This is a genomic window from Flavobacterium arundinis (assembly GCF_038289855.1).
Lineage (GTDB): Bacteria > Bacteroidota > Bacteroidia > Flavobacteriales > Flavobacteriaceae > Flavobacterium > Flavobacterium arundinis.
Genome location: NZ_JBBYHR010000001.1, coordinates 590,855 through 616,049, shown reverse-complemented (window position 1 = coordinate 616,049; position 25,195 = coordinate 590,855). Strand labels below are relative to the sequence as shown.

General features: G+C 45.2%; 24 protein-coding genes. 7 read left to right on the top strand and 17 right to left on the bottom strand.

Features of this window, described 5'->3' with window-relative positions; all coding sequences use genetic code 11:
* The first annotated feature begins 410 nt into the window (after positions 1-410).
* Positions 411-824, top strand: a complete 414-nt coding sequence (locus AAEO56_RS02760; RefSeq protein WP_341695489.1) for an endonuclease domain-containing protein — start codon at positions 411-413, stop codon at positions 822-824.
* A 130-nt stretch (positions 825-954) separates the two neighbouring features.
* Here AAEO56_RS02760 and ppsA read toward each other — a convergent pair whose 3' ends face one another.
* A complete protein-coding gene (ppsA, locus tag AAEO56_RS02755) occupies positions 955-3,399 on the bottom strand; it encodes a phosphoenolpyruvate synthase (RefSeq protein WP_341695488.1) in 2,445 nt (814 codons plus the stop codon).
* 261 nt (positions 3,400-3,660) lie between these two features.
* On the opposite strand from ppsA, the gene AAEO56_RS02750 reads away from it, so the two are divergent.
* Positions 3,661-4,923, top strand: coding sequence for an asparagine synthetase B (locus AAEO56_RS02750; protein WP_341695487.1), 1,263 nt, complete (start codon positions 3,661-3,663; stop codon positions 4,921-4,923).
* Between the two features lie 29 nt (positions 4,924-4,952).
* On the opposite strand, the gene AAEO56_RS02745 is transcribed toward AAEO56_RS02750, so the two are convergent.
* The 3 genes from AAEO56_RS02745 to AAEO56_RS02735 all read right to left on the bottom strand — a co-directional run bounded on the left by AAEO56_RS02745 (position 4,953) and on the right by AAEO56_RS02735 (position 8,283).
* Positions 4,953-6,677 (bottom strand): M14 family metallopeptidase, encoded by a 1,725-nt coding sequence (locus AAEO56_RS02745; protein WP_341695486.1) that lies wholly within the window; start codon positions 6,675-6,677, stop codon positions 4,953-4,955.
* 4 nt (positions 6,678-6,681) lie between these two features.
* Entirely contained in the window at positions 6,682-7,137 is a 456-nt protein-coding gene (gene coaD / locus AAEO56_RS02740; protein ID WP_341695485.1) for a pantetheine-phosphate adenylyltransferase, read from the bottom strand.
* A gap of 159 nt (positions 7,138-7,296) precedes the next feature.
* Positions 7,297-8,283: a D-alanine--D-alanine ligase gene (locus tag AAEO56_RS02735; protein WP_341695484.1), complete on the bottom strand. Its 987-nt coding sequence runs from the start codon at positions 8,281-8,283 to the stop codon at positions 7,297-7,299.
* 291 nt (positions 8,284-8,574) lie between these two features.
* Between AAEO56_RS02735 and AAEO56_RS02730 the strand changes: the two genes are divergently transcribed.
* The 3 genes from AAEO56_RS02730 to AAEO56_RS02720 are packed head-to-tail and all read left to right on the top strand — an operon-like array spanning position 8,575 to position 10,711.
* The gene (locus AAEO56_RS02730) at positions 8,575-9,183 is read left to right on the top strand and encodes a PASTA domain-containing protein (RefSeq protein WP_341695483.1); all 609 of its coding nucleotides are present in this window, start codon (positions 8,575-8,577) and stop codon (positions 9,181-9,183) included.
* Positions 9,183-10,226, top strand: a complete 1,044-nt coding sequence (locus AAEO56_RS02725) for an RluA family pseudouridine synthase (protein WP_341695482.1) — start codon at positions 9,183-9,185, stop codon at positions 10,224-10,226. The genes AAEO56_RS02730 and AAEO56_RS02725 overlap by 1 nt, the downstream gene beginning before the upstream one ends.
* Positions 10,227-10,243: 17 nt before the next feature.
* Positions 10,244-10,711 (top strand): hypothetical protein, encoded by a 468-nt coding sequence (locus AAEO56_RS02720; RefSeq protein ID WP_341695481.1) that lies wholly within the window; start codon positions 10,244-10,246, stop codon positions 10,709-10,711.
* A gap of 84 nt (positions 10,712-10,795) precedes the next feature.
* On the opposite strand, the gene AAEO56_RS02715 is transcribed toward AAEO56_RS02720, so the two are convergent.
* From AAEO56_RS02715 to AAEO56_RS02675, 9 genes are all read right to left on the bottom strand, one after another.
* The gene (locus AAEO56_RS02715) at positions 10,796-11,326 is read right to left on the bottom strand and encodes a YceI family protein (RefSeq protein ID WP_341695480.1); all 531 of its coding nucleotides are present in this window, start codon (positions 11,324-11,326) and stop codon (positions 10,796-10,798) included.
* Between the two features lie 112 nt (positions 11,327-11,438).
* Positions 11,439-12,158: a pirin family protein gene (locus AAEO56_RS02710; RefSeq protein ID WP_341695563.1), complete on the bottom strand. Its 720-nt coding sequence runs from the start codon at positions 12,156-12,158 to the stop codon at positions 11,439-11,441.
* A 316-nt stretch (positions 12,159-12,474) separates the two neighbouring features.
* Positions 12,475-13,074: a Crp/Fnr family transcriptional regulator gene (locus AAEO56_RS02705; RefSeq protein WP_341695479.1), complete on the bottom strand. Its 600-nt coding sequence runs from the start codon at positions 13,072-13,074 to the stop codon at positions 12,475-12,477.
* Between the two features lie 390 nt (positions 13,075-13,464).
* The gene (locus AAEO56_RS02700; RefSeq protein ID WP_341695478.1) at positions 13,465-13,830 is read right to left on the bottom strand and encodes a VOC family protein; all 366 of its coding nucleotides are present in this window, start codon (positions 13,828-13,830) and stop codon (positions 13,465-13,467) included.
* A gap of 2 nt (positions 13,831-13,832) precedes the next feature.
* Positions 13,833-14,351, bottom strand: coding sequence for a DUF4199 domain-containing protein (locus tag AAEO56_RS02695; RefSeq protein WP_341695477.1), 519 nt, complete (start codon positions 14,349-14,351; stop codon positions 13,833-13,835).
* Between the two features lie 111 nt (positions 14,352-14,462).
* Positions 14,463-14,846, bottom strand: a complete 384-nt coding sequence (locus tag AAEO56_RS02690) for a hypothetical protein (protein WP_341695476.1) — start codon at positions 14,844-14,846, stop codon at positions 14,463-14,465.
* A gap of 21 nt (positions 14,847-14,867) precedes the next feature.
* Positions 14,868-15,344, bottom strand: a complete 477-nt coding sequence (locus AAEO56_RS02685; RefSeq protein WP_341695475.1) for a response regulator transcription factor — start codon at positions 15,342-15,344, stop codon at positions 14,868-14,870.
* An 18-nt stretch (positions 15,345-15,362) separates the two neighbouring features.
* Positions 15,363-17,573 (bottom strand): redoxin family protein, encoded by a 2,211-nt coding sequence (locus tag AAEO56_RS02680; RefSeq protein ID WP_341695474.1) that lies wholly within the window; start codon positions 17,571-17,573, stop codon positions 15,363-15,365.
* Positions 17,574-17,587: 14 nt separating this feature from the next.
* Positions 17,588-18,499 (bottom strand): ABC transporter ATP-binding protein, encoded by a 912-nt coding sequence (locus tag AAEO56_RS02675; RefSeq protein ID WP_341695473.1) that lies wholly within the window; start codon positions 18,497-18,499, stop codon positions 17,588-17,590.
* A 668-nt stretch (positions 18,500-19,167) separates the two neighbouring features.
* Between AAEO56_RS02675 and yaaA the strand changes: the two genes are divergently transcribed.
* Both yaaA and AAEO56_RS02665 read left to right on the top strand, forming a co-directional pair.
* Positions 19,168-19,926 (top strand): peroxide stress protein YaaA, encoded by a 759-nt coding sequence (yaaA, locus tag AAEO56_RS02670; protein ID WP_341695472.1) that lies wholly within the window; start codon positions 19,168-19,170, stop codon positions 19,924-19,926.
* Between the two features lie 107 nt (positions 19,927-20,033).
* The gene (locus AAEO56_RS02665; protein WP_341695471.1) at positions 20,034-20,387 is read left to right on the top strand and encodes a hypothetical protein; all 354 of its coding nucleotides are present in this window, start codon (positions 20,034-20,036) and stop codon (positions 20,385-20,387) included.
* Positions 20,388-20,461: 74 nt separating this feature from the next.
* On the opposite strand, the gene AAEO56_RS02660 is transcribed toward AAEO56_RS02665, so the two are convergent.
* The 4 genes from AAEO56_RS02660 to AAEO56_RS02645 are packed head-to-tail and all read right to left on the bottom strand — an operon-like array spanning position 20,462 to position 25,109.
* Complete coding sequence (locus tag AAEO56_RS02660; protein WP_341695470.1) at positions 20,462-22,054, bottom strand: DHA2 family efflux MFS transporter permease subunit; 1,593 nt, start codon at positions 22,052-22,054, stop codon at positions 20,462-20,464.
* Position 22,055: 1 nt separating this feature from the next.
* Positions 22,056-23,135, bottom strand: a complete 1,080-nt coding sequence (locus AAEO56_RS02655) for an HlyD family secretion protein (RefSeq protein ID WP_341695469.1) — start codon at positions 23,133-23,135, stop codon at positions 22,056-22,058.
* Positions 23,136-23,140: 5 nt separating this feature from the next.
* The gene (locus AAEO56_RS02650) at positions 23,141-24,496 is read right to left on the bottom strand and encodes a TolC family protein (RefSeq protein WP_341695468.1); all 1,356 of its coding nucleotides are present in this window, start codon (positions 24,494-24,496) and stop codon (positions 23,141-23,143) included.
* Positions 24,486-25,109 carry a TetR family transcriptional regulator gene (locus tag AAEO56_RS02645; protein WP_341695467.1) on the bottom strand — a complete coding sequence of 208 codons (624 nt, stop codon included), beginning with the start codon at positions 25,107-25,109 and terminating at the stop codon, positions 24,486-24,488. Before AAEO56_RS02645 ends, AAEO56_RS02650 begins: the two co-directional genes overlap by 11 nt.
* Between the last annotated feature and the right edge of the window lie 86 nt (positions 25,110-25,195).

The following is a 25,195-nucleotide window of genomic DNA, read 5'->3' as shown; positions in this document are numbered from 1 at the left end:
GCATTGCAAAAAGAGTGCAAGTCATGAACAGCAATGATGGCGACGACGATGTGTCATTCTAAAAACACATAAAATTAAAACGTACACTATGGGAAAAACTACCAACGAGATGGAGCTTACAGAAAAAATACGGGAAATGGTCATGCATGGCGCAGAGCATATTTCTTTTGAGGAATAATACAAGCAAAAAAAAGCGCATTGAGAGATGCGCTTTTTTAGTTAATAAATTTTGTACTTTAGATTAATATAGAGAAATTAATACTACAGTTGATTATTACAGATCCAAAAGTAGGTGTAAAGTTAGTTGCTTAAATTCTTACTGCTTCCATATGAGTGGTTAAGGGAATGAGTGGCGGCTCCCCTCTTGAGAGGGGTTGGGGGTGTGTCATTTAATTCCATGAATTTGCTAAGTGAAAAGAAAAGTAATTCCATATAATCCACAATTAAAAGAACTGGCCCGTCAGCTTCGCAATGGTAGTACTAAAGCTGAAGTTATCCTTTGGCAGAAACTCAAAAACAAGCAAATGTATGGTTATGACTTTCATCGACAAAAACCAGTAGGCAATTATATTTTGGATTTCTTTTGTTATGAATTAATGTTAGGTATAGAGGTAGATGGCTATTCACACGAACTGATTGAAATTTATAATAAGGATATAATTAAAGAAGCTTCAGTGAATGATTTTGGTATTACAGTGCTCCGTTTTTCTGATTTCCAGGTTTTAAAAGATACAGACAATGTGATTCGCGCAATTGAAGGATATATTATTGAGTTCGAAGAACACACCCCTAACCCCTCTCAAGAGGGGAACACTCAGCCGTGATTACTCGAACTCTAAAAGTAGTTCTTGTATCGGTATGAGTTTAGTAGTCCACTCTTGAGAGAGGTACATCATATAACAACAAAAAAGCGCCCCGTTTCCAGGACGCTTCTCAAATATAATAACCAAAAAACTAATTCATCTGTAGCACCGCTGCTTTATCTGCAATAAGCGCTTCTGCTTCTGCGATGGCATTAACCGTTTTGATAACCGAATCCGGCGTAACCGATATACTGTCAATACCCAATCCAACAAGGAACTGCGCAAAATCAGGGAAATCCGATGGCCCCTGCCCACAAATGCCAACTTTCACACCCGCTTTCTTAGCAGCTGAAATAAGCATTTCGAGCATACGCTTCACGGCCGGGTTCCTTTCGTCATACAGGTGTGCTACCAACGAGGAATCCCTGTCAAGGCCAAGTGTCAGCTGCGTAAGGTCATTGCTGCCAATAGAGAAACCATCAATATGCACGGCAAATTCCTCAGCCATCATAATATTCGACGGTATCTCGGCCATCAGGTACAGCTCCAGTCCGTTATCGCCTCTTTCCAGTCCGAACTCCTTCATCACTTCCATTACTTTGTGAAGCTCTTCAACCGTGCGGCAGAAAGGTATCATCACGACTACATTGGTAAGGCCCATTTCTTCACGTACTTTTTTGATGGCCCTGCATTCCAGTCCGAAAGCCGCTTTGTAAGCCTCCGAATAATAGCGGGAAGCGCCCCTCCATCCGATCATCGGGTTCTCTTCGTTCGGCTCATAATACTTACCGCCCAAAAGGTTGTAGTACTCGTTGGTCTTAAAGTCGGAGAAACGCACTATCGTTTTATTAGGATAAAACGAAGCTGCGATCTTTGCAACACCATTGGCCAACTTATCAATAAAGAACGTTTCTTCATCAGGATAACCCGTTATTTTCTTTTCGATCTCTTTGGTAAGCGACGCATCATTCAGGTTGCGGTGATTTAGCAAAGCTAATGGGTGTACCTCAATATAATTATTGATGATAAACTCTTCCCTGGCAAGCCCCACTCCTTTGTTCGGCAGATGGGAGAATTGAAATGCAAGGCCCGGCGATGCCACGTTGAGCATGATATCCGTTTTCACTTCCGGCAGCTGGCTCAGGTCATATTCGGTTTTAATGTATTTTATCTCGCCTTCATAGACAAATCCCTGGTCACCTTCGGCACAGGAAGCCGTAAGCAGCATACCTTCTGCGATCAGTTCGGTAGCATTGCCACAGCCCACGATAGCAGGAATGCCCATCTCCCGCGCAATGATAGCCGCATGGCAGGTACGCCCGCCTTTATTGGTAATAATAGCCGAAGCTTTTTTCATGATCGGCTCCCAGTCCGGGTCGGTCATGTCGGTCACCAATACCGAACCCGGTATAAACTCATGCCCTTCGGAAACCCTTTTGTCCATTGAATATAGTATCGTTGCCTTGCCGGTTCCTATCTTATCACCTACAGCTATGCCTTTCAATAGCAGTTTTTCATAGCGGCTTTCGTCCTCAATGCGGTACTCGGTTATGGTGGTCGGGTTCTTTTGCGAATGGATGGTTTCCGGGCGTGCCTGAACGATAAACATCTCTTTTGTAAGGCCGTCTATCGCCCATTCTACATCCATCGGGGTCCATTTGTCACGTATTTTCGAATAATATTCTTCTATGATAACGACCCATCGCGACAGTTTTAGGATGTTTTCATCGCTTAAGCAGAAACGTTTCCTGAACTTATCTTCGGTAGGTATGGTTTTTACACGTTCGTCACCGCCTTCGCCATAGATCATCATGATGTCCTTGTTGCCCATCTTCTTTTCGATGATCGAATTGAAGCCCTGTTTCAGCAAAGGCTTAAAAACAATATACTCATCCGGCGATACTGCTCCCTGTACGATCATTTCACCCAAACCATAAGAAGCATTGATCACCACCGCATCTTTAAAACCGCTTTCGGTATCTATGGAAAATGCAACACCTGATGTGCCAAGATCGCTTCGCACCATCTTTTGTACACAAACCGAAAGTGCAAGCTCCAGATGGTTGTAACCAAAACTCTGGCGGTAGCTGATAGCCCTGTCTGTAAACAGCGATGCGAAGCATTTGCGGATAGAATCCATAAGCATTTCAGGCCCGCGCACGTTAAGGAACGTTTCCTGCTGTCCGGCAAATGATGCATCCGGAAGGTCTTCTGCAGTAGCTGAGCTGCGTACGGCGATGTCGGTCATTTCCTGACCGTATTGTGCCGAAAGCGCAAGGTAGCAATTGGTGATCTCCTCGCTCATTTCTGCAGGAAATTTACCGTTTAAAAACGACTGCCGTATCTGCATGCCGCCTCGACGCAATGATTCGATGTTGTCATAATCGATAGCATCTACGGTAGCTTTGATTTTTTCATCCAGGGCATTGTACTTTAAAAAGGCGTAGTAAGCCGTTACCGTTACTACAAATCCGTCAGGGATGGTAACACCAAGTGCAGTAAGGTTTTGGAGCATTTCTCCAAGGGAGGCGTTTTTTCCTCCCACCATTGGTATGTCATTAATACCAACGTTTTTTAAGGGCAGTGTAAAATTCATTATGTTGTGTTGTTAATAAAATGTAAATTTTTTAGTTATAAACCTGTAATCGCTATTTTGTTTAAAAATATCGCAAAGATATATTGCTTTTATATTTTACGAAAACGTTTTAGGTTATTTTTTTGTTGATTTAATCGTAACTTTGTTATATGGCTTATTCGGGTAGCCAAATCTGTAAGCGCTGATAATAAAATAGCTGTGGCGTAGTTATTGATACAACCTATCTATTTGCTATCTTTGAAATTACTAATGAAAAGAAAAATGCCTTTTAAAAGAATATATTTAGTCTTGCTGCTTATTATTTCATTTGGTGCAAAAGCTTCGATGATTCTGATCCCGATGGATGAAAGCACGCAGCAAAACCACCTGAAAGCCTATGGTATTACCTACTGGGCACTCGATAAAAGCTATAAAGTTAACTGGCTGCTGAATTACAGGGGTGGGTCGTTCCTGCTTCCTGATGCCGAAGAGATACGCCGCGAATGCCAGATACGCGGGGTGAGTTTTGAAGTGATAAGCGACAGCGAAGCCAACAGCATTCTTGATGATATAAGCAGCCCATCGCAAAACATGGAGAATGTTGTGCTCGAAAAAGCCCCAAAAATTGCGGTATATACACCTAAAGGCAAACAACCCTGGGATGATGCCGTGACATTGGTGCTTACCTATGCCGAAATACCTTTCACGCCTATTTACGATGAGGAAGTATTAGGCGATGCACTTTTGCTTTACGACTGGCTGCACCTGCACCATGAGGATTTTACCGGCCAGTATGGTAAGTTCTTTGGGATGTACCGCAATGCACCGTGGTATATTGAGCAGAAAAAAGAAGCGGAAGCCCTTGCGGCAAAACTCGGCTATGAAAAAGTATCTGACGAAAAGCTGGCCGTTGCTACCAAAATAAGGAACTTCGTTATTGGCGGCGGTTTCATGTTTGCCATGTGTTCCGCGACAGACAGCTTTGACATTGCGCTTTCGGCAGAAGGCGTTGACATTTGCGAGCCAATGTTCGACGGCGATGCCAGCGACCCTAACTACCAGTCAAAAATCGATTACAACAACTCGTTTGCCTTTAAGGACTATATACTGGAACGCAACCCGATGGTTTATGAGTTTTCTGACATTGACACAACAAATAAGCGTGCAATATTGCCGGACAACGATTATTTTACCCTGATGGAATATTCCGCAAAATGGGATCCGATACCGTCAATGCTTTGCCAGAACCATACACAACTGGTGAAAGGATTCATGGGCCAGACGACGGCTTTCTATTCTGATAAAGTAAAATCGAACGTACTGGTAATGGGTGAGAACAAGCAGACCGGCGAAGCGCGTTACATCCACGGGACCAAAGGAAAAGGCATGTTCACCTATTATGGCGGCCACGACCCCGAAGACTACCAGCATAGAGTGGGAGACGCCCCAACAGTACTCGACCTGCACCCAAATTCGCCCGGCTACCGGTTAATTCTTAATAACGTATTATTCCCTGCAGCAAGGAAGAAGAAATTGAAAACCTAGGGGTAAGGTTCTGATATGATGTACTATATCTATTCCATTTTACGATACACAGGATACTCCATGTGCGTCTTCTCATAATACTCCGAATTCATGTATATCCAGTCAAGCTGTGCATCACCATCATCCGAAAATATTTTATCCTGCTTCTTTTTGGCATCAAATTCAGCCTTCAGTTTAGGGTTGTCTTTTAATGATTTTGCAGCAGTATCCTCAAAAACATAGGCAGAAAAATATTCTTTCTGCTGTAATATCGCATCAAAAAAGTTCCAATTGAAATACGAGTCGACTGCTTGTGGTTCCAGTGTTTCCAACAGGTATTTTACACCCGGCTGGTTCGTTTGAATAACTATATCGCCTTTTCGGAAAAGGACTCTCCGGGTAGTTGCCTTTACCTTAGTATCGCTGTGCGGGTAGTGGCCTTCATAAGGATACTTGCTGGTCTTATAATCGGTGATCCGGTAGCTTTCCACTTCTATTTCCGTGTCCTGTGCTAATGGCGACATTTTGATATTATTGACCTTCAGCAGCTCGATGGCATTCCACCACGATTGCGGAATGATGTAAGCCTCAGGGATCGTTACTTCCAATACAGGCGTGTACTGCTGGAAATAGGGGATCGTTTTGCTAAACGGCTTCTTCCTGTCGTAATACAGCCTTGGCTTGCCCGACACATCGCTCGGTTTATGACCGCCTTCATAGCCCAGAAATGGCAGCAGGGTTATCTCCGTCGAATCGATCTCCCATTGCAGCGGGTAGTGCATCCCCGGCTTGTAATGGCTGTTGCTTTCGGCGCGCAGCTCTTTTATCTTAGTATAGTTTTCCTCAATATAGGCAAGGGTTTCGGCCATATATTCATAGGTCACTTTCACGCGGCTCTCATACTCTTTCAGCATGTGCGTTTCGGGCATAGACCCCGGCACATTAAACATGGAAGCATAACCGGTAGAATACCTTGGGTAATCCATGAACTGCTCAAAACCGCTGTCCGGCTTCTCGTCATGGATGTTCACATAGGGTGTTGCCTCTATGCCTTTGGCTTTCATCGCGGCAAGGATCTTCGGCATCATTTCGGCCTTGAAATAATTGCCGAGATTACCACCCAGTTTTTGGTGGTGTGTCGCAATGTACGTGAAGATATATTGGTAATCAGCGCCGTTGCTCACATGATTGTCTATAAACACATCCGGTTGCACTTTTTGGAATATCGCTGCAAAGCTGCGTGCATTTTTTGTATCGCTTTTTACAAAGTCGCGGTTCAGGTCGTAGTTGCGCTCGTTACCACGAAAGCCATAACTTTCCGGCCCGTTCTGGTTAGCGCGGGTATGCGAGTTGCGGTTTAAAGCGCCGCCTATATTATAAATTGGGATATTGACGATAACCGTGTTTTTTGGCGCTTTTACCTTGCCCGTCGCCAAATCGCGGTACAGCATCATGGTAGCGTCTATACCGTCAGGCTCCCCGGGGTGGATGCCGTTATTGAGCAGCAGTACCGCCTTATTTTTATGTATCTGTTCAAAATCAAAAACCTTGTCCGGGTTGTAAATAACGATATGCAGGGGTATGCCGCTGTCTGTCGGGCCCATTTCCAGCATTTGGATAGACTCAAAATCTTTGTCTAATAATGTAAAAAAATCTATGGTTTCCTGGTAGGTGGCCGTCTGGTTACGGTTGCCTTTCTCGTAGGGTGTAGTGTACATATTCTTTTGCGCGGACAGCGTTGCGGTAAATAGCAACAGGATTAGAATTTTTTTCATACAATTATTTTACCCTTACCGAATCGGGGACGAGGATGGTGTAGTCGCCGCCATTCCGCAATACATCCCGCACAATGCTCGAGCTGATGTGCGAAGTGCTGATACTCGTCAGTAAGAATACTGTTTCGATTTGCGAAAGCTGCCTGTTGGTGTGGGCTATGGCTTTTTCGAATTCAAAGTCGGCAGGGTTGCGAAGGCCCCTCAAAATAAATTCGGCACCCACTTTCCGGCACAGGTCGATAGTAAGGCCTTCGTAGGTAATCACTTCTACCTTTGGTTCATCTTTAAACGACTCCTTTATAAACTGTAGGCGTTCCTCCAGCGAAAACATATATTTTTTCTCGGCGTTTACCCCAATGGCAACAATGATCTTATCGAACAGGCTCACACCACGTTTGATAATGTCATAATGCCCGAGGGTTATCGGGTCGAAAGAACCAGGGAATACTGCTATTTTCATTTTTTAGTTTCAGGTTTCAGGCCTCACCCCCAACCCCTCTCCAAAGGAGAGGGGAGCATGGAACGTGAAGAATTCATTTATATTACAAACTTAAGTTGAGTACCTATTTACGGCTGAGTGAAGCTTCTCCCTCTCCTTTGGAGAGGGCTGGGGTGAGGCCTATTTCTTCCATAATACTTTTCTTTTTTGCGCCAATGCTATCTCGCTATCCAGCAAATCGCTCATTGCTATGCCCGCATGCGCTGCCTGTTGCGGGAAGATGCTTTGCGGCGACAATCCCGGATTGGTATTGATCTCTATAAAATGCGGTTCGCCATCCATAATAATGAAATCGGTACGGCTGAATCCGCTCATGCCCAATGCTTCATAGGCTTTGGCAGCGGTTTCGCGTATTTTCTTCTCTGTTGCGGCATCCACCCTTGCCGGGGTAATCTCTTCCGACTTACCAAGGTATTTGGCCTCATAGTCGAAAAAGTCGTTATGCGATACGATCTCTGTCAGCCCCAACACAGTGGTTTCACCCTTAAAGTTAAGCACCCCTACCGAAACTTCCGTTCCTTTCAGGTACGATTCAATAAGGATGTCATTGTCTTCCGCAAAAGCGAAATCCAGCGCTTTATCAAAATCAGCAAGGTCATTCACTTTAGAAACGCCAAGGCTGCTGCCGCTCTGGTTGGGCTTTACCATAAAAGGCAATCCAAGTGTCTCCTTCACATCTTCGGCAGTGATCGCATCACCTTTCGACAGGTAAATAGACTTTGCCCTCGGAATGTTAAATTTTGCGAGTACGCTGAGTGTGTCGCGTTTATTAAATGTCAGTGCGCTTTGGTAAAAGCCGCATCCGGTGTACGGTATTTCAAGCAGTTCCCAGTACGATTGCAGGTGGCCGTCCTCGCCCGGTGTGCCATGCACTGTGTTTACAATGGTATCGAAAGTTATTTTTTGGCCGTCTTTCTCAAATGAAAAATCGCCTTTATTTATGGGGTATTTTTGGGTGTCGATGATAACATCCCATCCTTCGGGAAGGATATGCACTTCAAAAGGGTTATATTTGGCTTTGTCAAGGTTGTTGAGGATCAGCTGCCCGCTACGTATAGAAATAACGGATTCATCTGAATATCCGCCCATTACCACTGCTATGTTCATTGTTTTAAAGGTTTGTTAGTTTGGCCTGCGAAATCTGCATCCCTGCAAGCTTACACAAAAATATCATTATTTGCGTTAACTACAGATGTTCGGTACAAATTATAACGTCCTGGTTGTCACTTCGAGCGCAGTCGAGAAGCAAAAAACTATGAAAATATCTATTTCGACTGCGCTAAATATTACATTTTTATAGTTTTTACTAAATTTCGTTTCAAAACAATATTGTTGTGTTGGAACTTCATTAACTTATAAAGTTTAGTATTATTTATATCTTTGCCAAAATTCATTTACATGAGCCTTAGAAATTTTTTGACGAGTAAAGTTTTCTTCAAGCATCTGGCGATAGCCCTCGGAATTGTGATAGTGGTTATTTTCCTGCTGCTGCAATGGCTGGGTTTTGCGACTAACCACGACCAGAAAATTGCGGTACCCGACCTTCGGAAAATGACCGTTGAGAAAGCAGGCGAAACATTGGAAAACATCGACCTTGAATATATTGTCCTTGATACCGTTGATTTCAGGCCGGAGTTCCCGCCGTATAGTATCGTAGAACAGGATCCGTTGCCGAACGCAAACGTTAAGGAAGACCGTAAGATATATATTAAGGTGAATGCGGGTAAATTCAGCATGGTCGCATTGCCGGACCTCATACAAAAAACCTACAGGGCTGCCATCCCTACGCTGAAAGGCAATGGGCTTGAAGAAGGTAAGAAAACCTACAAGCCGTATCTGGCTAAAGATGTAGTGCTTGAAATGTGGCAGAATGGTAAAAAACTGAAAGCAGGCGATAAAGTAATGAAAGCTTCGAAGATCGACCTGGTGCTGGGCGATGGCAAAACAGGCTATGAAGAGCCGGACAGCACAGGCACACAAGATATTAATATTGATGAACAGGATTAATGACGACACGACCTATTATTGAGAATGAAGCTGACGATGAGCTTTACGAACACCACAGATTTGAAGCAGGAAAAGGGCAGGGGCCACTAAGGGTTGACAAGTTCCTGATGAACCTTTTGGAAAATACCACCCGTAGCAAGATACAGCAGGCCGCTGAGTTGGGAAATATTTATGTAAACGATATTCCGGTAAAGTCGAACTACAAGGTTAAGGCTAATGATATCGTGAGTATGCGCCTGGAACATCCTCCTTATGAATACTTACTGACTCCTGAAAATATTCCGCTGGACATTGTTTTTGAGGACGACCAGCTTCTGGTTGTCAATAAAGAAGCCGGTATGGTAGTACACCCGGGGCACGGCAATTATTCCGGTACACTGGTCAATGCACTGGCCTATCACTTTGAGAACCTGCCAATGAACAGCAGCGAAAGGCCGGGATTGGTACACCGTATTGATAAAGACACTTCCGGGCTTTTGGTAATTGCCAAAACCGAACAGGCGATGGCTTACCTTACCAGGCAGTTTTCTGAGAAAACATCCGAGAGGGAATATGTCGCGCTCGTTTGGGGCGACATTAAGGAAGAGGAAGGTACGATAGAAGGCCACATAGGCCGCCACCCGAAAGACCGTATGCAGAACACCGTTTACCTTGACGGCAGCGAAGGCAAGCATGCGGTAACACATTATAAAGTATTGGAACGCTTTGGCTATGTTACACTGGTATCCTGCAAACTGGAAACAGGGCGTACCCACCAGATACGCGTCCACATGAAGCATATAGGGCACACCTTATTTAACGATGCCCGTTACGGCGGTGACCTGATATTGAAAGGCACCACATTTACTAAGTACAAGCAGTTTATCGAAAATTGTTTCAAGGTACTGCCAAGACAGGCGCTCCATGCCAAAACGCTTGGTTTTGAACACCCTGTAACAAAGGAGTTCCTGCGTTTTGAAGCGCCGATACCACAGGACATGACCGAATGCATCGAGAAGTGGAGGACATATTCTAAATCACATACGGTAGAGGAGGAGGATTAACCACCAATATACAGCCTATGAAAATTATTGCCTTGTTTTTTGTATGCGCCATTGCCTTTTCAGGATATGGGCAGAAGGGCCTGAGGTTTGAAGATGCGCCCCAAAAAGGTATTGAAGTAAAAAAGCTGGACGCCGATTACAGGAGCGCTATTGACAGCGACCCCAAAAAGGCGGTTTTCAAAACGGATGCTGAGATAGAAAAGCATGTACAGGCATATCAGGATTTCCTTATGGATTTTGGGGCTTTCCTTCTGGAGAATAATTTTAAATGGACAGCGACAACCCGTGCCTTTAACCGTATTTACATGAAGCCTGATGGTACGATCGATTATTTTTTGTACCATTTCAATACGCCTGTAACGGAAGAACAGGAAAAAGAATTCAACAGGCTGCTGAACATTTATATAAAGGACAAAAAGTTTGGGGTTACTGCAAATGAGAAATTTGCACAGTGCAGCCCGGTTACGTATCCGAAATCGGAGTAGAATTAAATAAGCCTTTTAAGATAGTAAAAACAAAACCCCGCAACATCACTGCTGCGGGGTTTTCAAATATAAAAACCAAACCAATTATTGTTTTACGAACTGCACGTCGATAACGAGTTTTACTTCTTCGCTTACCAATACACCACCTGTTTCAAGGGCTGCATTCCAGGTAAGGCCAAAATCTTTACGGTTCAGTTTGCCAGTTGCGCTAAAGCCTGCTTTGGTATTGCCCCATGGGTCTTTTGCAATACCGCCAAATTCCACAGCAAGCGTTACTGATTTAGTAGTTCCTTTTATTGTAAGGTCGCCTGTCAGCGTATAATCGTCATCGCTGTTCTTTTTAAAGGATGTCGATTTGAAATCGATCTTGCCATGGTCTTCTGCTCCGAAGAAATCAGCTGTTTTCAGGTGGTTGTCACGGTCAGCATTACCGGTGTTAACGGATGATGCATCGGCGCTGAAATCGAATTGTGCGTTCTCAAAGTTATCATCTTCGGTAGTCGCTTCAGCAGTAAAGGTGTCAAATTTTCCTGATACATTGCTGAACATCATGTGTTTCACTTTAAATCCGATCTCTGAGTGGGTTGGGTCAATTGCCCATTTGGTTGTTGCCATAATTTTAGAATTTTTATTATTTAAAATTTGATTTAATTGCTGTAGATACAATATTTGTATATACAAATGTAATACTATTTCTGTGTACTACAAAGTTTTAATGAATAATTTATTATAAAGCCATCGGAACTTCCATAAGAAGCAGTTCCGCATCCTGTGAATTTGCCGTAATGCCTATCTCGTTGGTATCCCATACGCCAAGGCCGTCGCGCTCATTAAGGCTGATGCTGCCTATGGTAAAGTCCCCTTTGAGTATGAACGCATAAATGCCGTTCCCTTTTTTCTTAAGTGGGTAGCTCACTGCAAAGTCCTTATCGAATTTTCCCATGTGGAACCACGCATCCTGGTGTATCCATACGCCCTCGTCATCACTGTTGGGCGAAAGCACCTGTTGCAGCCTGTTGTGGCGCGCACCTTCGTCAAGGGTTATCTGGTCGTAGCGCGGGGTTACGTTTTTCTTGTTGGGGTAGATCCATATCTGGAGGAACTTTGTAAGCCGGTCTTTGTTCTTGTTGTATTCGCTGTGGTAAATGCCGGTCCCGGCGCTCATGGCCTGTATGTCGCCCTTTTTTATGATAGCCGAATTCCCCATGCTGTCTTTGTGCTCCAGGTCGCCCTCAAGCGGTATCGAGATGATCTCCATATTGTCGTGTGGGTGCGTACCAAAACCCATACCGGCATCGACCCTGTCATCATTCAGCACCCTAAGCACGCCAAAATGCATCCGGTCGGGATTATTATAATTGGCAAAGCTGAAGGTGTGGTGCGAATCCAGCCAGCCGTGGTTAGCATGGCCACGTGTACCGGCTTTATGCAATACGGTATTCTCCATTACCAGTGAGCCCGGGTTAGGAAGGTGGTTGAATCCTATAGGCTCCAATGGCGCTATCTCATCAATATCGTTTTTAAGGGCATCACCCAATGCAGCCGATGTAATGAACATTCCTGTTCCCATCAGGCCTTTTTTTATAAAATCTTTTCTGTCCATGGTTTGTTGTTTTAATTACAGGACAAAGTTGCGGTATTATAAAGTGGTGTGCATTGAACTGGGACAAGAAATAATTTCAGATTGTAGATTTCAGATTTTAGAATTGAGCTTCACTCTTGCTGTGAACGCTACGTTTTAGGGCATGAGTGGAATCTGAAATCTACCCTCTGAAATCTGAAATCTTGGCTGCTTTCGCCCTCGTCTTGCTCAGGAACTCCGCCGAGATACCAAGATAGGAAGCGATATAGTGCTGTGCCACCCGTTGAGGGAGGGTAGGGTAGAGTTCCAGGAACTCCAGGTATTTTTCCAGCGCGGTCTTTGATATGGCATTGAAAAGCCTGTTTTGGGTAGAAGCCAGGTTGCGGTGCAGCAGGATGCGGAAAGCCCTCTCGAACCGTGGCGCTTTCGTGAAAAGCTCCTCTTTGGTTTCGGGGGTAAAGACAAGGAACTCACAATCTTCCATCGTTTCGATAAAAATGCGGCTCGGCTTATCCTCATAAATGCTGAAGGAGATATCGCTCACCCATGCATCTTCAATAGCAAACTGTAGTATCACTTCAAATCCGCTGGGGTCGATGTAGTATTTCCGTACGCAGCCTTTTATCACGAAAGCCTCAAAGTTGCACATCTCGCCTTCGCGAAGCATGATGGTTTTCTTTGGTACCTTTTTATATTCCAGCAGTGAATTGAAGATATCCAGTTCTTCCTGCGAAAAATTTACATAACGGCTGATGCTTTTGTTTATCTGCGAAAAGTCCATGGCGTAAGGTTTTCACAAATATAGATTTTTTCATGAAAAAAACGGAATTTTGTGTCATTCTGAACGTATCCGCGGCGGCGGAGAAGTGAAGAATCTCAAAAATAATGAAGAGATTCTTCCTTTGTCAGAATGACAAAGCCACGAATTACACTAATTTCCACAAATTGCCTTTATAAACTGTAAGGTAATTTTACCACATAGGCACATAGGTTTTCTCTTGTATAAGGAGTTGTGCAAAAGCAGCACAGAGATGAAGCGTCGCTTCATACTATGTGGCAATATGTTTCCTCTTTAAGGCTATGAAACCTATGTATCTATGTGGTTAAATAATTAGTGGTAATTTGTGTAATTAGTGGCAAAAAAATTAGCCGGAATTTGTAGCAAAAAAAATTATTTACTCTCAGCTACCGGCTCCCAAAGTTCGATTTTGTTGCCTTCCGGGTCGTATATCCAGGCGAACTTGCCATACGATTCATCCATGCGGTTTTCATCAATACGAACGCCCTTTGCTGCGAGTTGTTCCACCAATTCATCAAGCCCTTCCACACGGAAGTTGATCATGAACTGCTGCTCCATACTGGCGAAATAGTCGGTGTCCTGTTTGAATGGCGAGAACACCGTTGGCCCCGCTTCCTGCATCCATATATAGCCGGTCGCTGCCGAATTGATGCCCAAATGATCGTAATACCATTGTGCCTGTGCCTTGCTGTCTTTTGAGCGGAAGAATAGCCCGCCCAGTCCTGTTACTTTTCCCATAATTATTGTTGAATTTTTGGTTTACGTTTTAAGATCAATGCGCTGATGAGCGATACAACGATCCCCAGTGGCAGGATCTCCTCATAGGTTTTTATGATCACATACCAAGGTTTTTTGTAGTCAATGACAAACTGGTTCATTTCGGTGGTGGCCTCTGCGATCACGCTTTCCGGTTCTCCTGCCGCTTTAAGCCCCTCAAGATACTGGGCTGAGAATTTTTCGGCAAAGTCGGGATAAATGTTGTACAGGTAGTACAGCCACACCAACACATATATAGTAGAGGCAATAAGTGCGATGTACAACCCGATTTGGAAAGCACTCCCAAAGGAAACCACACCTCCGTGTGCATTGCGGTATTTGGCCGTGGCTACAAAAATAAGTGAGAACGCTGCGAGCATCGAGGCAAAGCCAATGAGCATGCTGATCTGCATGTTGGTGTGGCCGGTAAATATTGTAATAAGATAGCCGATCACTGAAATCCCGCCCCCGATAAGCCCATAAGTAAGCACAATTTTTTTCATACTATTTGTTTTAGTTTATGGGTCAAAGTTGCGTATCTGATGCAAAAATGCGGTCATACTTTCGGGTGATTTTGGGTGTTTATAAGCTTTTACCTCATCATCTCATCAACTTTACCTCCAAATGCATTCTCCATTGACAAGCATATACGGGAAATATTCTTCCTCCCAATTTTTTCCGTCAGTTGACGTAATTAAACAAAGAGCGTCCCGTTTTTGAAAGACTCCGTCCGCATTTTGTAATTCGACTGCTACATCATAGGCTATTGCGCCAGCTTGAATAGCATCCATCTCTAACTCTTTTGTGAAATTGCCTCTAAGCATATCGATTAACTCTATTCCCTCTATCGATTCCTCAAAATCTTTATATGCCATTATATCCACAATATCCTGTCCTTTAGCTTTAGCACCAAAGGGTGAAAAACTGCCAATATCTTCTATAAATATTCTAGCTCTGTAGAAAATGTTTCTTTTAAGATTTTGGATTACGTCTTCCATTATTATTTTTTGATATGATGTTTACGCTATCAACCCCAGCCTTTTCCCAACCTCCACCGCCTGCGTCCTTCTTTTCACTTCCAGCTTTTCAAATATTTTTGACGTATGTGTCTTTATAGTGTTGAGCGACACGAACAGCCTCTCGGCAATTTCGGCATTGCTCAGTCCTTCCGAGAGCAGCTGCAATACTTCGAGTTCGCGTTTGCTCAGCCCGAGCCTTTCCGCTTCGGACTCATTAAAAGTAAACTCTTTTTGCGCAGGGATATAAATTTCTTTTTCAATGACAATAGTTTCCTTTTTCGGCTTAGCCAATTTTAAAGCCACCCAGATGCCCAGCCCCATAAACACAACCGCTATCAGTCCGATGTAGATCTCGAGGGAATTGCTGAGTATAAGAAAACGGAATTCGAACCACCGCAGCAAGAATAGCAGCAGCGCCAGGCACGCGCCGTAAAGTATAACCTCTTTATTTTTTATCAGTGCCGAACGCAAACCCATAGTCCGGCAAAGATAAAACTATTTTTGCTCAGGGAGCCCCAGCGTTTCGCGAAGCAGTTTCTCAAATGCTTTGTCAAACGGGTACGGCATTTCCGAATCCACAAAATTGCCTTCCTTGTCTATAAGGATAAAACGTGGTATGCCCATGATATCATATTGCTTACTGAACAGCTTTTCGTTACTCGCATGCAGCTGCAGCACCGACTTCGATTTGGTTTTTGCCTCCATAAACCAGTCGTCTATCCTGCGGTCGATGCTCAAACCGACAAACTGCACCGGCTCGTTTTTATATTTGATAGCAAATTTCTCAAACTTTGGTGACTGCTCCCGGCACGGCACACACCAGGTAGCCCAAACATCGATAACCACATATTTGCCTTTAAGTGATGCAAAGTCAAATGGTTTTCCATCAAGTGTCATGGCATCTATAAATGGTGCAGGCATGCCTTTGCCCAGGCTTTCAATGAGGTTGTTTTTGGCGGCTGCATTGGTATAATACTTTTTATCGGCAAATTGCGGGCCATAATCGGCAAGGAGCTTTGTCCTTTCTTCAGAAGCGGAAGCTTCTTTGATGCTGGTATTCAGCTGCCAGTACAGCATTTTATCCCGGAAAGAACCCAGTTTCAGCTTTGTTATGGCAAGGAGCGCTTTTGTGTTCTCATCTATATCAGCCTTGTTTTTCGCAATGAGGCCCGAACGGACATATTTAAAATAGTCTTCGTTGCCCAGCAGGGTTTCATTGTCCATGCTTACTTTGGCCTTCATGGCCTTAATTTCAGCCGTTTCAGGCGTAGCGTCATTAGGGTACATCGCTTCACGCTTTTTCACGAAGGCGTTCCACACATTAAGGTGCTGTATTGTTACCAGCTTGCGGTTCTGCTCAAGGAAATCCTCATGGGGCACATAGTTGTCGGCTGTCTTGAATTTGTCCGATCTTTCCATATCATTCTCCCAATCTTCGACCAATAGCTTGGTTATCATGGCCGGGTTGTCCATAAACATATTATCCTGCATATAGTAGGTTACCACGCTTCCCTGAAACCCACCCGATTCTTTATACTGGTTTTCCGCAAGGCGGGTTCCTGTAGTTTCCGACTTCACATTCTGACCATACATTTTAAGGTCAACATAAACGCTGTCCTTATTGCCCAGCACAAGCCCCTGGTTCGCCATTTCACCGAAAGCCAGCTTATATTGGTCAAAAACAATGTCCTTATCAATTACCTTGTGGAAGGCATTATCCTTAACGGGTATCACAGCTATAGTATCATCTGCAAAGGTGTTTATGAGGTAAACATTTGCAATTTTGGCATCGCCGGTTATTTTTCCGCTTACAACAGTGCGGTTATGCAAAGGCATGGTGTTGGGAAGCAATGTGTAAACCAGCAGCCCGCCGAAAACCGCAAGCACGGCAACCAGTTTTACTGTGCGCATGCCTTTGCCAAAAAAAGCACGTTTCACCGATTTATGCCTGTACCATTCGAAGCCTATATACAGCGTTATAACGGCACAAAGAAAACTCACTGCTTCCGAATAGGTAGCCCAATAGCCCAACTGACTGCCTTTATCGTAGGTAGAAACCTTACTTAGCAATTCCATAGGGTACCAGTCCGGCACTACATTTAAGGCATTCAGGAAGATGAAGAGCAGGAGCAGGAAGAACCCAATGAGTATCGACCAGATAAAGCTGGACATCAGTACCGAAATCAAATACTGGAACGCCGAAAGGAACAGCGATGCCAGGAACAGCCTGCCAAACAACATCAGCATTTCGCCGAATGCAAATTCTATTGTGGCATCTTTTGGCATATCGATAACGAGGCTGACGATGAACGCGCCAAGATAGCTTACTACAAAATACGTCAGAATCGCGATGAGGTTGGCAATAAGGATAACCGTAAACTTCGAAAAGTAAATGGATACTTTGCGCATCGGCTGGGTTTCCATCAGCTGCCAGCCGCCGTTCTTGTGGTCAAGCTGCGTGATTCGGCTCACGGTAATGATGATGAGCAGCGGGAAGAAAAACTGGGTAAAAGCCTCGAGGCCTTTTTCTATAAATGCCATATAATAGTTGTAAGGCATTACCCTTCCGGGCTTTACATCCTCGAAAAATTCAACCAAAGTAATGATAATAGGGGTAATGGCACCCAGTATAACGCTGAGGTAATAAATGCCCGTCCCTCTTTTTTTAATATGTTCGGCCTTTAAGGCAGTGATAAAGTTTTGCATTGCGGGTGTGTTGTTTATTGCTGTTTAACTAAAGACATGAACCATTCTTCGAGGCCGTCGAGTATTTTTATCTCATACAGGTGTGCACCGTCATCGATGAGGCTTTTGGCGAATGCCGGTATGGCTTCCCTGTCGGGCAGTTCCAGGCTGATGTGCGTTGCGCTGTCCAGCTGTGCCGCCGGATGTTCGGCAAGCAGTTTACTGTGCCATTCCGCAGCATCTTTCAGGGTCAGCTGTATCTTGCAGGCACCCGAATGTTTTGCCAGTTCCTCTATAGTACCCTCAAAGCGCAGCTTCCCGTTGCTGATGATGCCCACATGGGTACACATCTTCTCGATTTCGGCAAGCAGGTGGCTCGACACAAAAATAGTCACGCCTTTTTCGCGGTTCAGTTTTACTAACAGTTTACGGATGTCCTGGATACCGTTCGGGTCAAGGCCGTTCACGGGTTCATCGAGCAGCAGCAGTTCCGGTTCATTCAGCAGGGCCATAGCAATGGCAAGGCGCTGTTTCATTCCAAGCGAATATTGCTTAGCCTTGCGTTTGGCATCGCGTGTAAGCTCGACCAATTCCAAAACTTCATCGATCTTGCTTTCCGGGATGCCGCGCAGCTTTGCTATATATTTCAGGTTGTTGTACCCGCTGAGGTGCAGGTAGAGTGCCGGACTTTCCACGAGCGATCCCACATTGTCGAACACCTCGGGCAATTGTTCCTGCAAAGGTTTGCCGAATATCTTTATCGAGTTGCCCTGCTCAGGCAGTATCCCCGTAAGCAGCCTCATGGTTGTCGATTTCCCGGCGCCGTTTGGGCCAAGGAAACCATAGATAGAACCTTTAGGGATGTTGAGGGAAACGTTGTCAAGCACTTTGCGGTGCTTCGAATAGGTAAAGTTCAGCGCATTCGTCTGTATGCTGTAGTCAGGCATGGTTGGTTGTATTGGTTGTGCTAATATAGTCAAATAACGTAGAGTTACAGGAAATAGTGTTTGAAACAAGAGACCAGATATCGAAGCCGGAATTATGTTAAAATCCGTCCTGGCTCCCTCTCTTTTGGAGAGGGCGGGGGGTGAGGCCCTGGGCGTGCCGGCTCCGTTCCTACGCCGTCGGGCTTTCGCCTATATCTGCTCCGTGCCTCCGCAGGATGCCGGCTCTATCCCTCACGCGGAGCTGCACTCATGCCGGATCGTTACGCCCTTTCAGGGCTTCCTCACATTCGCTTTATATTTCCCGGGCGGTGCCCGGGGCTAATTTGTAAAACCCTTTCAGGGTTACATTGCGCAAACTCCAACGAGATACTATTTCATAGGTAGTGGCATCAGGCTTATTTGTAAACCCTTTCAGGGTTACGTTGCGCAAACCCCAACGAGATTCTATTTCATAGGTAGGGGCATCAGGCTTATTTGTAAAACCCTTTCAGGGTTACGTTGCGTAAACCCCAACGGGGTGCGATTTTATAGGCCCGGGCATCGCCCGGGATCGAATGCACCGATAATTACAGCCCTGAAAGGGCGAAACAATAATACATTTCATCTTCGGGCTTCCGACTTCCGACTTCGGACAAAAATCCCTACTTTTGAAATATAAACCGAAACGAATGAAGATCGTCATATCGCCTGCCAAAACGCTTGATTACGAGAGCAAGCTGCCGGTACGCAAACATACGCAGCCTGCTTTTTTAGCCAATGCCGAAACCGTGCATGATACATTAAAGGAGAAAACACCTGCCCAACTGCGGGAACTGATGGACATATCCGACAAGCTCGCCGACCTCAACTGGCAGCGCAACCAGGAATGGAAAACGCCTTTTACTACAAAGAATGCCCGTCCGGCGGTATATGCCTTTAATGGGGATGTGTATACGGGATTAGAAGCCTATACCATACCGACAGCCAAAGTTGGTAAATTACAGGATACCCTTCGTATATTATCAGGATTATACGGTCTTTTAAAGCCGCTCGACCTCATCCAGCCATACCGCCTCGAAATGGGTACGCAGATGGCAGTAGGGGAGAATAAGAACCTGTATGAGTTCTGGAAAGAAACCATAACGAAGTCACTAAATGATGAGTTGAAAGACGGCGAACTATTCATCAACCTTGCCAGCAAGGAATATTTTGATGCGGTAGATACCAAAGCCCTCAAAGTCCCTGTCATCACTCCCGAGTTTAAAGATTACAAAGATGGCGAACTTCGCATGGTAAGCTTTTTTGCCAAGAAGGCGAGGGGCATGATGGTGCGTTACATCATCGATAAGAATGTGAAAACCCTTAAAGGGATCAAAGGCTTCAATTATGATGGGTATGCATTCGATGCAAAGCTTTCGAAAGGGAATACGCTGGTGTTTACGAGATAAAAGCCCCCTAACCCCCGAAGGGGGAATTCCTCTCAAACCCATAAAAAAATGCTCCAATTTAAACGGTTCACAAGGCAATAGAAAATAAAAAATAGTCAATAGTAAATATGGAGATCGCAGACCTATTCAGGGCAGATAAAAGCGGAGGCAGTGTTTCCAGGCATGCCGTGATCATTTATTTTCAGTACGGGCATGAAGAACTTGACCCGCTTCACGAGCTTGAAAGCAGGCTGCGGATACTGCTGTACCATAATAATGTCGGAGAACTGGACGGCCACGAGATCGCAATGGACTCTACCGACGGGTATTTGTACCTCTATGGCAATAACGCGGAAGAACTTTTCAAAGCCATCAGGCCAACACTGCTCGAAACACCCTTTATGCGAAAGGCAGCCGTGTACCTTCGTTTTGGCGCTGTTGATGATAAGCAGGCCAAAGAAATAGATTTCATATTAGAATAAAAAAACCTCCGAAGTGTAAAATGCTTCGGAGGTTTTTGTCTAAAAGTCTAATATCTAAAATCTGGTAGTCTAAATTAATGCATCGCCTCACTCATATCCACTTTTGTCTTTCCTCGTTTTACTAAAAGGATGAACGGAATACAAACCAGGAACAATATCCCCAGGTACAGGAACACATCCATATACGATAGTACCGTTGCCTGCTTGGTTACCGAAAAGTCCAGTACCTGGTGGGCTTTCGCCAACGCTTCATTAGATGGGAAACCTTTTGCCATAAAACCCTGCTGCAATTGTGTTACGCGCTGCTGCACTTCGAAGCTGGAACCGTTAAGATGCGCAATGGAATCTACCCTGTGCTGCTGGCTGAAACGGGAGATGAACGTTGTAATGATCGCAATACCGAACGAACCGCCCAGCTGGCGCATCATCCCGGTAAAAGCGGCTCCTTCGCCAATTTGCTTGCCCTTCAGTGTTGACAGCGCCAGTGTTGTTATGGGTACGAACAATAATCCAAGTCCCATACCGCGCAGTATCAGCGGCCAGAACATGTGTTCGGTTCCTGTATCCGGCGTCATGATATTATGCATCCAGAATGTGAAGCCAAAAAATATTATAAAGCCCACTGCAACCATGTAGGTTTGCGGTATGCCGCGCTGTATCAGGTTACCGATGATTGGCATCATAAAGGCTGTGGTCAGTGAACTTGGTATCAGCAGGAGGCCGGCATCAAGTGCGGTCCATCCCAATACCGACTGCGTATAAATAGGGATAATGAATGTAGTCCCGTAAAGCCCGAAGCCCATTATAAAACACAGGATGGTACCAATGCGCAGGTTGCTGTCGCTCAATACACTAAGGTTAACTATAGGATGCTTATAAGTCATTTCCCGCCAGATGAAGCCGAGTAGGCCAAACACGCATACCACGCTTAATGTTACGATAGTTGAGTCTTCAAACCAGTCGTCCTGCTGGCCATGCTCCAGTACGAACTGGAGTGAACCAATAAATGCAGCCAGTAAGACGATCCCCCACCAGTCTACCTGGCTGGCTTTTAGCTTTTCGCCATATTTAGGGCTTTTTACATACATCATCGTAAGCATCGTGGCAATAATACCCAACGGCACGTTGATGTAGAAAATGTAAGGCCAGCTCCAGTTATCTACGATCCAGCCTCCCAAGGGCGGGCCGAGGGTAGGGCCAACGATAACACCCATTCCGTAGATGGCCTGTGCCATACCCCGTTTTGCTGCGGGATAACTTTCGGTAATGATGGTTTGCGCGGTAACCAAAAGCGCACCACCTCCAAGCCCCTGTATAAAACGGAAGGCTACAAGCTCCCAGATACTGGTTGCGTTACCACACAAGAAGGAAGCGACTGTGAATATTACGATAGATACCGCAAAGTAGTTCCTCCGGCCAAACTGTTGCGATAGCCAGCTCGTCATTGGTATCACGATCACGTTGGCTATGGCATAGGCGGTAATTACCCAGGCTACATCCGTAAGGGTTGCGCCGAGGGTACCCCGCATGTCGCTCAGGGCCACATTGACGATAGTAGTATCGACGATTTCAAGCAATGCGCACAGTACCGCCGTTATCGTGATGATAACCCGCCTGAAGCCATATTCTACCAGGTCGTCTGCACCTGCTGTTGCTGTTGCTGCCATATTATTTTACGTGTACATCTACTTCCACGTTCATACCCGGACGCAGAAGCCGTACTTTTTCTTTATCATTATTTTTTGTCAGGCTTATTTTTACGGGAAGCCTTTGTATCGTTTTCACAAAGTTGCCCGTAGCATTATCAGGAGGCAGCAATGAGAAACGCGCGCCTGTAGCAGGGGAGAAGGACGTGATCTCGCCTTCAAATTCCGTATCAGGGAAAGCATCGGCAGTAATAGTTACCTTTTGCCCTTCTTTCATTTTGTTAAGCTGCGTCTCTTTAAAATTCGCCACAACCCATGCATCCTGGCTGCTGATGATGTAAAACAGCGACTGTCCCGGCTGTACCAGTTGCCCCGGCTGAATGTCTACAGCAGATACCTGTCCGTCCACCTGTGCGGTTACAACTGTATAGCTTAAGTTGAGGTTGGCAGCGTCTAAGGCAGCCTGAGCCCTTTTGATATTGGCAGAGGCAACCTCCGTCTGTTTGTTGCTCACATTCGACCTTGAAACGCTGATGTTGCGTTGCGACCTGCTTGCTGCTGTTGCCTGCTGTAAAACCCTTAACTGGGCTTCTGCTTCCTGCTTAGTGGCCTGCGCCTGCTCGTACTGCTGCTTGGTTATCGAGTGGTTTTTATATAAATTCTCAAAACGCTGGAAGTCATTCGTTGCCCTCCATAGCCTTACCTTCGCCGCTTCAATGTTTCCCTGCGATGACTGGATATTGGCTTCAGATACAGAAACGCCTGCCGTAGCGCTGCCAATGTCAGCCTTTGCTACTTCATAGCTCCCCTCGGCGGCGGCAAGCGCGGCTTTCGCATCCTCTACACGCACTACATAATCCTTATCGTCGATAACGAAAAGCGTGTCGCCTTTCTTTACCATGTCATTGTCCCTGATGTACACTTTCGTTACATAGCCGGTCACACGCGGTATGATCGGGTTCATGTTCCTTTCTACCTGCGCATCGTCAGTTTCCTCGTGGGCCTGCGAGTGCATGTATTTGAATGTTCCGTAAACTCCGCCCAAAACAACAAGGACTATGAGTATGATAAGGAATTTGCTGTTTGATTTCTTCTTTTCCATGGTGATTATTTAGTTTGGGTAAGATTAAAAGAATTGGTTAGTTTGCCCGACGCGTTAAGCAGTTCATAATAACGCTGCGTCATATCGGCTTTAGAAAAGGTTTCGTTAAGCTGTGCCTGCAGTTTTTCTACATCGGCTTCAAGAAGGTCATTGGTATCCACAAGCCCGTTGTCGTATTTGTCTTTAACGATCCTGTAGTTCTCCGTTGCCTGCTCCAGCGCCTGGGTATAAACGGTGTTTTGCTTTAGCGAAAGGTTATAGTTTTCAAGCGCTTCCTGTACCTGCACCTTTACGCGGTCGGTAAGCAGAGCTACCTGGTATTTGGTTTCTTCGGCGCGGCTTTGGGCCGCCTTTACTTTTTTGTTGTTCTTAAAGATGCCGGAAATGTCATAGGACACGCCTACGCCAAAATTTACCGCGTTGTATACCTGAACCACGTTTTGTATATCTAAAGCCACGTAGCCGGCTGACAGTGCAAATGAAGGGTAATAATCGCCCTTGGCAACTTTGATGTCAGATTCTGCTGCCTTCTGCTGCCACCTCAATGCTTCAAGGTCGCTGCGCTGCCCGATGGCTTCTGCTTCGGTAGCAGATGGGGTGATGCCCTTAGCATTCTTAAAGTAAGCATCGCCGGGTTGTATCTGCGTGCCTTCCGGCAGTTTTAGCAACGTTACCAATTGATAATTGATGACAGACGCTTTTTTGCGGGCATCATCAAGGGTAAGCTGTATATTGCTCGATTGCAGTTGCGCTTTCAATAAGTCGTTGCGGGCAAGGAGGCCGTTTTGTTCCATGGCGGTAAAGTCGGTAACACGCTGGTTGGCGCTTTTCAGGTTCTCCTGTATCAGGGAAACCGACTGTTGTGCCTTATAGAGGTTTACATAAAGCATGATCGCCTGCATAGCCAGTTGTTCCTTAGTGCTCGCCGCATTGAAAGTTTGTGCCTTGTAAATGTTTTCTGAGGCATCGATGCTGTTCTTCAGCTTAAAACCGGAGAATAGCGGCATGCTCAGGCTGGCCTGGGCAAACATGATCTGGTTTACGGTTGGAGATGCCGTTGTTGTGCTGCCATCAGCCGGATCGGCAGGCTCGTCGTTGCCAAGCGGGATCTTGAATTTCACGGTAGGATTGGTAATCCTCATGTACTGCCCCGAAACCTTAAAGTCGGGATAGATGTTGTTCTTCACATTGTCCACATCAAGTTTAGAAGTGGCAACCCTCGTGTCTGCTAAGCCGGCTTCGTTGCTTTTTGTGGTTGCAAGTGCAATAGCCTCGTCCAGCGAGAGCGGCTTTTTATCCTGTGCCTGCACTGCCAGGCCCAGGAAAAGAAGAAGTCCCGGCAATAAATTTCTAATTTTCATGTAATAAAAGCGCTTTAATTGTTTGTTTAATATGGGCGGTCAGTTCGTTTTTGATATAAGCCTCAAAGGCATCGTCCGATTCAAGTTGCAGTGCGGTTTCCATAAACATCCTATTCATCTGGAAATGCACCAGTATGCCCACGATAGTGGTGGGGATGAGAAATATATTTATATCCTTTCGGAACACACCCTGTGCCTGTCCTTCCTGTATGATCCTTTTGAAAGCTTCCACGTTTTGCAGCTTTATATCAATAAAAGCTTTCATGTCCATTATGCGCTTCTTGGTCGACAGTTCAAAATGCACGATCTGGTACATACACTTATTTTTGTTGATACGCGAAATGTACAGGTCTATAAGGCGGTCAACCTTATCGGCAGGGGACAGGTTTTCATTAAAAATATTTTCCAGCTGCATTTTCATCCCTGATGTGCGGTGGATGATAAGGGCTTCCAAAAGCTTTTCCTTCGATCCGAAATAATACGAGATCATTGCAATATTCACGTTAGCCTCCCGGGCTATATTTCGGATGGAAGCGCCATCGAAACCTTCTTCTGCAAACAGCTTTTCGGCTGCCTGCAGGATGTCAAGTTGCTTGTCATTAAAATCTGTCATAGCATCACATATTCAAATTGCGACGCAAAGTTAAACACTTGTTTAAATTAAACGTTTGTTTAAATTTTATATTAACACAATCTTAA